Source organism: Salinisphaera sp. RV14 (assembly GCF_052044135.1).
GTDB lineage: Bacteria > Pseudomonadota > Gammaproteobacteria > Nevskiales > Salinisphaeraceae > Salinisphaera.
The window spans coordinates 493,355-506,107 of the sequence record NZ_JBQDYF010000001.1; the positions used below are offsets into that span (position 1 = coordinate 493,355).

General features: G+C 63.9%; 10 protein-coding genes. 6 read left to right on the plus strand and 4 right to left on the minus strand.

All coding sequences use genetic code 11. The features are described 5' to 3' along the window. Window positions 1-170 precede the first annotated feature (170 nt). The 4 genes from ACS8Y6_RS02315 to ACS8Y6_RS02330 all read left to right on the plus strand — a co-directional run bounded on the left by ACS8Y6_RS02315 (window position 171) and on the right by ACS8Y6_RS02330 (window position 5,456). Complete coding sequence (locus ACS8Y6_RS02315) at window positions 171-1,163, plus strand: zinc-dependent alcohol dehydrogenase family protein (protein ID WP_440850173.1); 993 nt, start codon at window positions 171-173, stop codon at window positions 1,161-1,163. Next, the gene (locus ACS8Y6_RS02320) at window positions 1,160-1,666 is read left to right on the plus strand and encodes a GNAT family N-acetyltransferase (RefSeq protein WP_440854899.1); all 507 of its coding nucleotides are present in this window, start codon (window positions 1,160-1,162) and stop codon (window positions 1,664-1,666) included. The genes ACS8Y6_RS02315 and ACS8Y6_RS02320 overlap by 4 nt, the downstream gene beginning before the upstream one ends. Before the next feature lie 33 nt (window positions 1,667-1,699). Then, on the plus strand, window positions 1,700-3,169 hold the full coding sequence (locus ACS8Y6_RS02325) for a RimK family protein (protein WP_440850171.1): 1,470 nt from the start codon (window positions 1,700-1,702) through the stop codon (window positions 3,167-3,169). Between the two features lie 118 nt (window positions 3,170-3,287). Then, window positions 3,288-5,456, plus strand: a complete 2,169-nt coding sequence (locus tag ACS8Y6_RS02330) for a malate synthase G (RefSeq protein ID WP_440854900.1) — start codon at window positions 3,288-3,290, stop codon at window positions 5,454-5,456. Between the two features lie 83 nt (window positions 5,457-5,539). Here ACS8Y6_RS02330 and ACS8Y6_RS02335 read toward each other — a convergent pair whose 3' ends face one another. The 4 genes from ACS8Y6_RS02335 to ACS8Y6_RS02350 are packed head-to-tail and all read right to left on the minus strand — an operon-like array spanning window position 5,540 to window position 9,616. Beyond that, window positions 5,540-5,884 (minus strand): hypothetical protein, encoded by a 345-nt coding sequence (locus tag ACS8Y6_RS02335; RefSeq protein ID WP_440850169.1) that lies wholly within the window; start codon window positions 5,882-5,884, stop codon window positions 5,540-5,542. Then, window positions 5,884-6,519, minus strand: coding sequence for a cytochrome c oxidase subunit 3 (locus ACS8Y6_RS02340; RefSeq protein ID WP_440850168.1), 636 nt, complete (start codon window positions 6,517-6,519; stop codon window positions 5,884-5,886). Before ACS8Y6_RS02340 ends, ACS8Y6_RS02335 begins: the two co-directional genes overlap by 1 nt. Window positions 6,520-6,542: 23 nt before the next feature. Continuing rightward, complete coding sequence (locus ACS8Y6_RS02345) at window positions 6,543-8,630, minus strand: cbb3-type cytochrome c oxidase subunit I (RefSeq protein WP_440850167.1); 2,088 nt, start codon at window positions 8,628-8,630, stop codon at window positions 6,543-6,545. Further along, the gene (locus tag ACS8Y6_RS02350) at window positions 8,630-9,616 is read right to left on the minus strand and encodes a ubiquinol oxidase subunit II (protein WP_440850166.1); all 987 of its coding nucleotides are present in this window, start codon (window positions 9,614-9,616) and stop codon (window positions 8,630-8,632) included. The genes ACS8Y6_RS02345 and ACS8Y6_RS02350 overlap by 1 nt, the downstream gene beginning before the upstream one ends. A 511-nt stretch (window positions 9,617-10,127) precedes the next feature. Here ACS8Y6_RS02350 and ACS8Y6_RS02355 point away from each other — a divergent pair. Then, entirely contained in the window at window positions 10,128-10,991 is an 864-nt protein-coding gene (locus tag ACS8Y6_RS02355; RefSeq protein ID WP_440850165.1) for a LysR family transcriptional regulator, read from the plus strand. Window positions 10,992-11,143: 152 nt separating this feature from the next. Further along, window positions 11,144-12,694 carry a 4Fe-4S dicluster domain-containing protein gene (locus tag ACS8Y6_RS02360; protein ID WP_440850164.1) on the plus strand — a complete coding sequence of 517 codons (1,551 nt, stop codon included), beginning with the start codon at window positions 11,144-11,146 and terminating at the stop codon, window positions 12,692-12,694. Window positions 12,695-12,753: the final 59 nt, after the last annotated feature.

Genomic DNA, 12,753 nt, shown 5'->3' on the forward strand with positions numbered 1-12,753 from the left:
CAATGGCCGCGGCGAGCATGCGGTGGCATGCTCGTGCTATTAACCCGAAAAATCATCTATTTTTGTGCCGGGTTAATAACATGCGCTGGCGTCGGCACGCTAAGCTGGGCGGGATTCTATTCAACGCCGGTCGCGACCGAAGGTCGCCGATGCCGGCACAGGAGCATGTGATGACACGAGCCGTACGCATTCACGAAACCGGCCACGCCGATGTCCTGAAGATCGAGAACGTCACCGTCGGCGAACCCGGCGAGGGTGAGGTCCGGATCAAGGTCGAGGCGATCGGCCTCAACCGGGCCGAGGTGATGTTTCGCGAAGGCGCCTATCTGGAGTCGCCGAATCTACCGGCGGGCATGGGCTATGAAGGCGCGGGCGTGGTCGAGGCGGTCGGCCCCGGGGTAAGTGATTTCGCCGAAGGCGACGCGGTCGCGGTGGCGCCGGCGTTTTCCATGAACGCCTACAGCATGTACGCCGAGTCCACCATCGTGCCCGCGTATGCGCTCACGGCGCGCCCGGCGGGGCTGGATGCGATCCAGTCCGCCGCGGTCTGGATGGCGTATCTGACCGCCTACGGCGCGTTGGTCGAGTTCGGCCAGTTGCAGGCCGGCGAGGCCGTGCTGATTCCGGCGGCGTCTTCCAGCGTCGGACTGGCAGCGATCCAGATCGCCAATCACATCGGCGCCACGCCCATCGCCATGTCGCGTACCAACGCCAAGGTCGAGCAACTCAAGCAGGCTGGGGCGGCGCACGTGATCGTCTCGGAATCGCAGGATATCGCCGGCGAGACCATGCGTCTCACCGACAACGCCGGCGCGCGCATCGTGTTCGATCCGGTGGCCGGTGCCACGGTCGACGATCTGGCCGCGGCCATGAGCCCGGGTGGCACGTTGTTCCTGTATGGCGCGCTGGCCAACCAACCCACGCCGTTTCCGTTGTTCGCCGCACTCGGCAAGGCGTTGACGCTGCGCGGCTACACCGTGCTGGAGATCTTCTCCGACAGCGACGCCTTTGCACGCGGCAAAAAGTTCGTGTTCGACGGCATCGCCGCGGGCACGCTCAAGCCCACGGTGGATCAGGTGTTCGACTTCGACGACATCGTGGCCGCGCATCGGTACATGGAATCGAATCAGCAGTTCGGCAAGATCGTGGTTCGCGTGCCGTGACCGCCGTGCCGCACTGCGGCGACGATTCGATTCGACGGGCCGAGGCCCCCGATCTGGATGCGCTGATGGCGCTGGAGCGTGCCTGTTTCGCATGCGACGCCCAGTCGCGGCGCAGCATGGCGCATCTGATCGGTCGCGCCCACGGCGACGTGCGCGTCATGGACGAGGGCGGCCGAATCGTGGCGGCGGCCGTATTGCTCTATCGGCGGGGCACGCGGGTGGCCCGTCTCTATTCCATCGCGGTCGCCCCGGCCGCGCGCGGGCGCGGTTTGGCAGGCCGATTGATCGACGACGCCGAACAGTGCGCCCGGGCGGCCGGCTGCGCACGCCTGAGTGCCGAGGCGCGGTGGTCCAACCGGGCCTCGCGCGCGCTGTTCGCGGCCTGCGGTTTCAGCGAGACGCAGCGATTGGCCGATTACTACGGGCACGACCCGGGCCGATACGAAGACGGCGTGCGTCTGGTGAAACGTCTGCTATCGGGCGCCGGCCCGGTTTCGCCATAATCCGGCGATCGTGAACATCGACTGGAGCGCCGAATGGCCGAACCCGTGATTGTGGTCGAATCCCTGCGTGACTGGCGCGCCGCGCCGCCGGCGGCGCGGCTGGTGCTGGCCGACGACTATCTCGCCGACCCGGCCCATGCGGATGCCGGTCTGCACGTGATCAACCTGTGCCGCAGCACACGTTATCAGAGCCTGGGTTATTACTGCTCGCTGCTGGCCGAGGCCCGTGGCCAACGCGTTATTCCGTCGGTGGCGCGCCTGGCGGATCTGTCGCGCAAGCTGCTGTACACCAGCGAAATCCCGGCGATCAACGAAGCGTTGTCGGCGCTCGATGCCGGTACCTGGCAGGCGCTGCCCGACGATTGTCATATCGTGCTCGGGCGCTGCCGCTATCCGGAGCTGGAGAAAGTCGCCCGCCGTGTGTTCGAGCAGTTCGCGGTGCCATTGATCAACCTCGAGTTGCGCGAGGCCGCCGGTGCGATGCGGGTGGGCCGGCTGCGCGCACTCTCGCTTCGCAAGCTCGATGGCACCGAGGCCGATTTTCTTTCCGAGGCGATGAACGCCTATCTCGCCCGTGGCTGGAAACAGCCGGATCGGCGCCGGCAGGCCCGTTTCGACGTGGCCATGCTGGTCGATCGCGACGACCCGCAGCCGCCCTCGAACGAAGCCGCGCTGGCCCGCTTCGTCGCGGCCGGGCGTGAACTGGGGCTGGAGGTCGAGCGCATCACCAAGCGCGATCTCGGGCGCCTGGCCGAATTCGATGCGCTGTTCATCCGCGAGACCACGCGGCTGAATCATCACACCTACGCGTTTTCACGCCGCGCCGAGCAGGAAGGCCTGGTCGTCATCGATGACCCCACTTCGATCTTGCGTTGCACGAACAAGGTTTATCTTGCCGAGTTGCTCACGCGCCATGATGTCGCCGCGCCGCGGGCCGCGATCTTCGGCGACAAGGAGGTCGAGCGGCTGCCCGGACTGCTCGGTTTCCCGATGGTGCTCAAGGCGCCGGAGGGCGCATTCTCCAAGGGCGTGTTCAAGGCCGATGACATCAACGAACTGCGCGAAATCGCCGCGCGGCTGCTGGACGACTCCGAGCTCGCGCTGGCCCAGGAATTCATGCCCACGGAGTTCGACTGGCGCGTGGGCGTGCTGGGCGGCCGGGCGCTGTATGTCTGCCAGTACATGATGGCCGGTGGGCATTGGCAGGTGGTCGACTACAACGGCGCCGACGGTGTCAGCGAGGGCGATTCACGTACGCTGGCCGTGGCCGATGCGCCGCCCGAGGTGGTCGAGATTGCGATCACGGCGGCCGGGCTGATCGGCGACGGGCTCTACGGCGTGGATATCAAGCAGACCGCCGACGGGCTGCGCGTGATCGAGATCAACGATAACCCGAGCATCGATGCCGGCATCGAGGATGCCGTGGCCGGCGAGGGTCTGTACCGCGAGATCATGGCCGAATTCCTGCGCCGCCTGGAGGCGCGCACCCAGGGTATTGCATGATCGGGCCGACCGGTTTGCTCAGGCTATGGCTTTCGCTATAGTCGATTGTCCTCAATGCACCTCATTTTTACGGAGCGCGGGCCAGCCGCGCCGTCCACACAAGCGAGAAAGGCTTAGTATGACCCAGCGAATCGAACGCGCCGGATTGCAGATCGGCAAGCCCTTGTACGATCTGATCGAGATCGCTCTGCCCGGAACCGGAGTCGACTCCGACATGTTCTGGGCCGAGCTGGCCGTCCTGGTCGAGGAATTCGGGCCCAAGAACGCAGCCCTGCTCAAGCATCGCGTCGACATCCAGGAAACCCTGGACAAATGGCATCGTGAACATCGCGGCGACGCCTTCGACCGGGACGAATACCGCCAGCTACTGACCGAGCTCGAATACATCGTGCCCGAGGGCGAGGACTTCTCGGTGTCGACCGACCATGTCGATCCCGAGATCGCCACTGTGGCCGGTCCGCAGCTGGTGGTGCCGATCACCAACGCGCGCTTTGCGTTGAACGCCGCCAATGCGCGCTGGGGCAGTCTCTACGACGCGCTGTACGGCGCCGACATCATTCCCGAGACCGAAGGCGCCGAGAAGGGCAAGAGCTACAACCCGAAGCGCGGCGCCAAGGTGGTGGCGCAGGCCGCGGAGTTTCTGGATGCGCACTTCGCGCTCGATGGCGGCTCGCATGCCGATGCCCAGGCCTATCGCATCGACAATGGCCGGCTGGCGGTCGACATCGGCTCCGGCCATGTGGAACTCGCTGAGCCGCATCAGTTCGTCGGCCATCAGGGCACGCCCAGTCAGCCGTCGGCAATCCTGCTGGTGCACAACGGCCTGCATATCGAGATCCAGATCGATGCCAACGACCTGGTCGGCAAGGACCACGCCGCCGGCGTGAAGGATGTGCTGATGGAGGCCGCCGTGACGGCCATCCAGGACTGCGAGGACTCGGTCGCCGCGGTCGACGCCGAGGACAAGGCGCTGGTCTATGGCAACTGGCTCGGCCTGATGAAGGGCGATCTCACCGAAGAGGTGGACAAGGGCGGCAAGACCTTCACCCGCAAGCTGGCCGACGATCGTGTCTATACCGCGGCCGATGGCGCCGAGCTGAGCCTGCCCGGGCGCAGCCTCATGCTGATCCGCAACGTTGGCCATCTGATGACCACACCGGCGGTACTCGACAGCGAGGGCAAGGAAATCCCGGAAGGCCTCCTCGATGCGCTCGCCACCGCCACCATCGCGTTGCACGACCTCAAGCGCAATGGCCCGCACACCAACAGCCGGGCCGGCTCGGTGTATATCGTCAAGCCGAAGATGCATGGCCCGGCCGAAGTCAACTTCACGGTCGCCGTGCTAGGGCATATCGAGAAGGCGCTCGGCATCGCGCCCAACACGCTCAAGATCGGCATCATGGACGAAGAGCGTCGCACCTCGGTCAACCTCAAGGCATGTATCCGCGAGGCGCGTGAACGCACCATCTTCATCAATACGGGGTTTCTCGATCGCACCGGCGACGAGATTCATACTTCGATGGAAGCCGGGCCCATGTTGCCCAAAGGCGAGATGAAATCCACCGCCTGGCTCACTGCCTACGAAGACAACAACGTTGATACCGGCCTGGCCTGCGGCCTGCGCGGCCGCGCCCAGATCGGCAAGGGGATGTGGCCGGCGCCGGACAATATGGCCGCCATGATGGAAGCCAAGATCGGCCATCCCGAGGCTGGCGCCAACTGTGCCTGGGTGCCGTCGCCGACCGCCGCCACGCTGCACGCCATCCACTACCACCGCTGTGACGTGCTGGCGCGCCAGAGCGAGCTGCAATCGCGCCACCGCGATTATCTCGAGGATCTGCTGACCATTCCGCTGCTCGATCGCGAGCTGTCGGCCGACGAGATCGCCAAGGAGCTGGACAACAACTGCCAGGGCATCCTCGGCTATGTCGTGCGCTGGGTCGACCAGGGCGTGGGCTGCTCGAAGGTGCCGAACATCACCGATACGGCGCTGATGGAGGACCGGGCGACCTGTCGCATCTCGTCGCAGCATATCGCGAACTGGCTGCACCACGGCATCACCAATGAAAACGACGTGCGCGAGACCCTGATGCGCATGGCCAAGGTTGTCGATCGCCAGAACGAGGGCGACCCGAACTACAGGCCGATGTCGGCGGACTTCGATGCCTCGATCGCCTTCCAGGCGGCCTGCGATCTGGTGTTCAAGGGGGCGGCGCAGCCATCGGGCTATACCGAACCGGTGTTGCACGCGCGCCGGCGCGAGCTCAAGGCGGCCCGGCCCGGCTGACCGGTCCGGTCGAGAGTCGGCGGCAAAAAAAAGCCCCGCGATCGCGGGGCTTTTTTCGTGGGCGGATAGCTGGACGATGCTGTTCAGCCGCCGAGCATCGTACGCAGTGTCAGATAATGGAACATCCAGATCGTCAGGCCGATGGCCATGAAGAACAGCGGCACGGTCAGCGCCAGCGACAACGTGTGCCAGATCATGGTCGGGGACAGATCCAGCTTGAACAGCAGGAAGAGCTGCCCCAGGCCGGCGATCACGGCGAGTACCGTGATCCAGGTCACGGTATCCGTCTGCGACATATCGAACCCGACCGTAACCAGGCAGGCAATGCCCATGGCCACGGTGCCCAGTACGAAGGCCGCGATGTACGTGGCGCTGCTCGCGCCGCGGACTTCCGGGTGAGTCAGCGGGTTGTGATGATCATGTGCCATCAGCTCGCTCCCATGAGATAGACGTAGGTATAGACGCAGACCCAGATCAGGGCCTGGAAGAACCAGAAGATGCGCAGGTTCACGAAGCGACCGACCGTTGCTTCAGTGAAGCCTTCGCGCGACAGCTGGATCATCAGTGCCGCCATCCAGATCAGGCCGACCAGCACGTGGCCGCCGTGCACCCAGACGATGGTCCAGAAATCCGACAGGAACGCACTGGCCTGCGGCACGGCGCCTTCGCCGACCAGATTGGCGAACTCCCACACCTCCACCAGGATGAACAGCACACCCAGCCCCAGCGACGCGCCCATCCAGCGCGTGACACCGGCTCGGTCGTCGTTCTTGAGCGACACGCTGGCCAGGCCGAACATCAGTACGCTGGCAAACAGAAACAGCGTGGGCAGCAGGCCTTCGACCGGATCGATCACCTGGCCCGCGGTAATGTTGCTGCTGCCATAGGCATGCAGGTACACGCCATGCGCCGCGAACAGCCCGGCGAAGATCATGGCGTCGCTCATCATGTAGAGCCAGAACCCGATCGAGCGCAGGGCGATCGTGTCCGGGTGGCCGGCGTCCGGTGCCCAGAGCGTGATCGAATCGCGATCGCGGTATCGGTTGTTGTCGTGTTGTGACATAACGATTGTCTCCGGTTGCGCGATCAGTGCTGCGTCACGGGTGATTCCTGCCCGCCGCTCTGGTGGGTCGACGCCTGCTCGCGATCATGCTCCCGTTCCAGAAAGGCTTTTTCGATACGCTCGACTTCGGCCGCGGGCACGGTGTAGTCGATGTCCTTCTGGAACATGCGGAAGATCAGCGTGGCGATCACGCCCAGCAGGGCGAAGCCGGCCAGCCACCAGACGCGCCATACCGCGGCGAACCCGAACACACCGGTAAAGAAGGCCAGCACGATCGGCACCATGGTGTTTTTCGGCATGTGGATGTCGGCGTAATAGGGCGGCTCAAGCGACGTCAGGCCACGGTCGCGTCGCCACGCCCATTCGTCGATCGAGTGCACCACCGGTGTCGCCGCGAAGTTGTAGAACGGCGGCGGGCAGTGCGTGGCCCATTCCAGGCTGCGTGCGGTCTCCCAGGCATCGGTGCCGGTCACGGCGTTCTTCTTGCGATCGCGGATCGAGACCACGATCTGCAGCAGGAAGGCGAAGATCGAGGCCACATACAGGCCGATGCCCAGCACTTCCAGCAGCAGCAGCGGCCACCAGCCCGGATGGGCGATGTAGTCCAGGCGACGGGTCATGCCGAGAAAGCCCAGTGCGTACATCGGCACGAACACGAATACCGAGCCGGCCCAGAACAGCCAGAAGAAGATCTTGCCAAGCCGCTCGTCCAGGCGGAAGCCGAAAACCTTCGGCCACCAGAACGCGACCGCGCCGAACAGGGCAAAGACGATGATCAGGAACATGTTGTGGAAATGCGCCACCACGAACACGCTGTTGTGCGAGACGTAGTTGATCGCCGGAATCGCCAGCATCATGCCGGTGGCGCCGCCGCCGATCAGCAGCAGGATCGCGCCCAGCGCCCACAGCATGGGCGTTTCCAGGCGAACACGCCCCTTCACCATCGTGAACACCCAGTTGAACACCTTCACCCCGGTCGGGATGCCCACCAGCATGGTGGCGATACTGAAGAAGGTGTTGACCTCCGGACCCTGGCCCATGATGAAGAAATGGTGCAGCCACACCGCCCACGACACGCCAGCGATACCCATGGTCGCGACGATCATGGCGTTGTGGTTGAACAGGGGTTTCTCCGAGAACGCCGGTACGATTTCCGACAGGAAGCCGAAGGCCGGCAGCACGACGAAATACACCTCCGGGTGGCCCCAGATCCAGAACAGGTTGGTGTACATCATGAAGTTGCCACCGCCGTCGGCGGTGAAGAAGTGCGTGCCCACATAACGATCGAGGGTGAGCAGCAGCAGCGCCACGGTCAGCACCGGGAACGAGGTGAGGGCGATGATGTTGGTGCCGAGCGTGGTCCAGGTGAACATCGGCATGCGCATCAGCGTCATGCCGGGCGCGCGCATCTTGAGAATGGTGGCAATCAGGTTGACGGCACCCACCGTGGTGCCGATCGAACTGATCTGGATCACCCATATCCAGTAGTCCACGCCGACGCTTGGACTGTGCGCGAGCTGGGTCAGGGGCGTCAGGCCCACCCAGCCGGCGTGCGAGAAATCGCCGATGAACAGCGAGGCCATCACCAGGATCGCCGCGACGTTGGTCATCCACAGGCCGATCGCGTTGAGAAACGGATAAGCCATGTCGCGGGCGCCGATCTGGATCGGCATGATCAGGTTCATGAACCCGACCAGCAGTGGCGTGGCGGCCAGGATGATCATGATCGTGCCGTGCGCCGTGAACACCTGGTCCATGTGATACGGCGTGAGATAGCCGTGCGCCGCACCCAGAATCCCGGGCGAATTGGCGCCTACGGCGGCCGCTTGCTGGGTACGGATCATCAGGGCGTCGAAAAAGCCGCGGAACAGCATGATCAGGCCGACCACGATGTACATCACGCCGATCTTCTTGTGATCGACGGTGGTCAGCCATTCACGCCACAACCAGCCCCAGAGCTTGAAGTAGGTCAGGGCGGCGACCACGGCCAGGCCCCCGCCCATCGCCAGCACGAATGCAAAGCCGATGACCGGGTTGTTGTAATGCAGCTGCAACAGCAGCGGCAGACGGCCCCAGAACCAGTTCCACGGCCCTTGTAGATCAACAAACATCAGTTATTGCCTCGGTTCGGTGTGCCGGTGGCATGCGCCTTGAATTCCTCGCCTTGCATATCCTCGGTCATGAAGATGGGCTTGACGGTCTTGAGTTCGCCGGACTTGACCTTCGCGATCACCTTGTTGAACAGATGCGGGGCGACCTGCCCGTACAGCTGCCAACTGTTGCCGGTATTCACCGTGGGTTGGGCGAACTGCTTGAATTTCGACCACGTCATCTGGTGCGAGGAGGCCTGGGCCTTGGCGATCCATTGATCAAAGGCCTGCGGGGTGACCGCCTTCATCTTGTAGTTCATCCAGGAGAAGCCGGGGCCGCTGAACTCGGTCGAGAACCCGCGGTAGTCGCCGGTGCGATCGAGATAGAAGTTATGCCTGGTGCGCATGCCCGGCATGACGTAGATCTGGTTGATGACCTTGAGCACGTAGAAGTCGTTGGTCACGCTGGCGGATGTCAGCCGCATCTCCACTTTGCGCTTGGTCGGTACGACCAGCCGATTCGCGACCGCGATACCCTGGTCAGGGTAGACGAACAACCACTGCCAGTCGGTAGTGATCACGTCGATCTTCAGTGGCTTCTGATGATTGCCGGAGGCGGCGACGGCACGCTGCACCGACCGGGGTTCGTATGGCCCGACCGCGCGAATGCCCTGGTAGCTGAAGTAGGACATCACGCCCACCAGCATCAGCGGTACGCCCCAGACCACGATTTCGACCAGCCAGGAATGATTGAAGGTCGGATCGTAGCGGCCACTGCCCCCTTGCCGATAGCGGAAGAATGCCCATATCACCAGTGCAGTCGCCGGTATGATCACCACGGCCAGCAACAGGATGTCGACGATCAGGTAATAGACGGAAGACTGGGCCAGCGGACCGTTCGGGTTCAGGATCCAGAGCCAGTCATCGGAACTGCAACCGGCAAGGGGCAACAGCATCAGCAGGAGAAGGAAAGCCTTCAACGCGTGGCGGCAATTCACTGTTTTCATGAGCGATCAGTTCCACTGGATGGGCGACGACCGGGCGAAGCGGGCGTATCCGTTCTCACCAGAATACGGCACGAACTACACCGCAGACGCAGCAATTCGAGTGCGTGCCATAGTGCGGCACACGTCTCTTGCAGTAACGTCGTACGCAATTAAGACGATAGTCGGATGCGTAGCGCGCGCCATGTTGCACCAGATTGCGTCATGCGTCCATTCCATGAACCCTGACGCGTTTGGGTTGGCTCGTGGTTTTTTCAGTCAGTACAGCATGTTGCGGCTGATGAAAGAGACATTCGACCGGTCGTCGTGCTCGGGCGGTGACCGCGGCCACCGCCGTGGTCGACCGCCGGCAGGATGCGGACGCGCCGCGGTACTGCCGGCCTGTCTGTTTCGATCGCGCCGTTACGCCCTCGTACCGCGGTCGATGAGTTTGCCGTTAATATAACGAATTGATGCCGCACATCGGCCAACGAATTCGCCACAGGCGCTCGCTTCGCCGGGAGGCCGCCCGATGATGAACCTGCATCATCTTGCGATTTTCCATGCCGTAGCGCGTACCGGCAGCTTGTCGCGCGCCAGTGGCGTGATGCACGTCACGCAGCCCGCCTTGTCGCGTGAACTGCGCGCCTTCGAGCAGCGCCTCGGGGTCCGGTTGTTTGATCGCCATCCGCGCGGCATGCGGCTCACCGAGCCGGGGCGTTTGCTCGCCGACTACGCCGCGCGCCTGTTTGCGCTCGAAGCCGAAGCCCGTGCCGCCATGGACGCCGCGGCGGGCGCACGGGCCGGCCGGTTTGCGATCGGCGCCAGCAATACGGTAGGAACGTATGTGCTGCCGGCGATACTCGCGGCCTTCGGTCGCGCGCAGCCGGCGATCGACATTGCATTGCACGTCGACAACACCCGCCACGTCGCCGAGGGCGTGGCCGACATGCGTTACCTGATCGGTTTCATTGAAGGCCCCTTGCATGTGGGCGGGCTGACGGCCACGACCTTTCGCACCGATGTGATCGTGCCGGTACTCTCGGCAGGTCTGGCGCGCGAGACCGACGACCGCAGCACATTGCCGCTGCTGCTGCGCGAACCCGGATCCGGCACGCGTGAACTCATCGAGAGCCGAATCGCCACCACGCCCATGGCCGGCGCCTCGGTCATGGAATTCAGCAATACGGAAGCGCTCAAGCAGGCCGCGATTCATGGCGGCGGGGTGGCCTGGTTGCCTCGTATCGCCATCGTCGATGAACTCGCACGCGGCGTGCTGGTGGTGTTCGGCTCGGATGCATTGCAGATCACCCGGGAGCTGAGGCTGGTCACGCGACGCGGCGCTTATCTGCCGCCGGCGGCCAGGGCGTTCATCACCGCCGCGATGTCGGCGGACTGAGCCGGCGAAGGCGCGGCCCGCATAGCGAGGATATCGCTATGCCTTAAAGGCATGGATGCGTTCATTAATAAGCAATACAAGGCAGAGCCCGGGTGCGGTAGCTTGGAGTTTGGGATATAACAAAATAGCCAAGAAGAATAACGGGAGCTGCCATGTCGGATGTCGCCCGGCCCCACGAGCCCGCACTTCCACGTTGGGCCAAGGTCATCGATCAGACCACCTGCATCGGCTGTCATGCCTGCACTACGGCGTGCAAGTCGGAAAACGATGTGCCGGTCGGCGTATCGCGGACGTACGTAAAATCCGTCGATGTCGGCGCGTTTCCGGATTCGCGTCGTGCCTTTCAGGTCACGCGTTGCAATCAATGCATGGATGCGCCGTGCGCCACGGCCTGCCCGACCGGGGCGATGTACAAGCGCGCCGACGGCATCGTCGACTTCAACAAGGACATCTGCATCGGCTGCAAGGCCTGTATCGCGGCTTGCCCGTACGACGCGATCTTCATCAACCCCGAGGATCATTCGGCCGAGAAGTGCAATTTCTGCTCGCACCGGATTGATTCCGGCCTGGAGCCGGCCTGTGTGACGGTCTGCCCGACCCAGTCGATCTTCGTCGGCGACCTCAACGACCCGGACTCGCGCGTGGCCCAGGCGGTCAACCGGGAGCCGGTGATGGTACGCAAGCCGGAAAAGAGCACTCGCCCGAAGCTGTTCTACAAGGGCGCCCACCAGGCCACGCTCGATCCGCTGGCCGCCACGCGCCCGGCCGGCGGGCAGTTCGCCTGGGCCCAGCAGGCCAAAGGCAGCGGCGGCTTTGCCGACAACATCGTGCCGTCCGGCAATCCGCTCGGCGGCAATTCCTCGGCGGCCACCAAGCTGTCCTACGACCAGACCCACCGCAGCCCCTGGGACTGGCGCGTTTCGGCCTATACCTGGACCAAGAACATCGGCAGCGGCATGTATCTGATGGCCTGGCTGCTGGTCGCGACCGGCTTCATGGATGCGGGCAATCCGCTGTGGCGCTGGGTCGCACCCGTCGGCTGCGGTTTCTTCGTGGCCGTGACGTGCCTGCTGCTGGTGGCCGATCTGTCGCATCCGTTCCGGTTCTGGATGATCTTCTGGCGAGGCCGATGGGAGAGTTGGCTGGTCAAGGGCGGCGCGATCCTGGTCGCCTACAGCGCGCTGCTGCTGGTGCATTTCATCTCCAGCATCTTCGGCGCGACCTGGGTATCGGTGTGGCTGATGGCGCCGGGCGCGATCCTGGCGGTGCTCAGTTCGATCTATACCGCCTTCCTGTTCGGTCAGGCGAAGGCCCGCGATCTTTGGCAGAACCCGCTGCTGGCCCCGCACCTGCTCACCCAGGCGATGGCCGCCGGCTCGGCGGTCGTGGTGCCGTTCGCCATGATCTTCGCGCCCGAGACCACCCAGTTCGTGCTCTGGATGACCGGCGCGGCGACGTTACTGCATCTGGTCTTCGTGGGCGCCGAGTTCACTGCGCCCAGCCCCAGCGAGCATGCCGGCATCGCCCATTACGAAATGACGCGTGGCCGCTTCCGGACGTTTTTCGCGGTCGGCGTGGCGCTGTCTGCAATCGGCCTGCTCGCCCCCTGGCTCGGCGTCTGGGTGTGTCTGTTCGCTTTCCTCGGCCCACTGGCCTATGAGCATGCCTTCGTGCAGGGCGGCCAGGCCGTACCGCTGGCCTGAGGGATACGAGATGCGTTCGCAAAGACTCTTTGTCCGCAGATCGACGCCGATCCATGCAG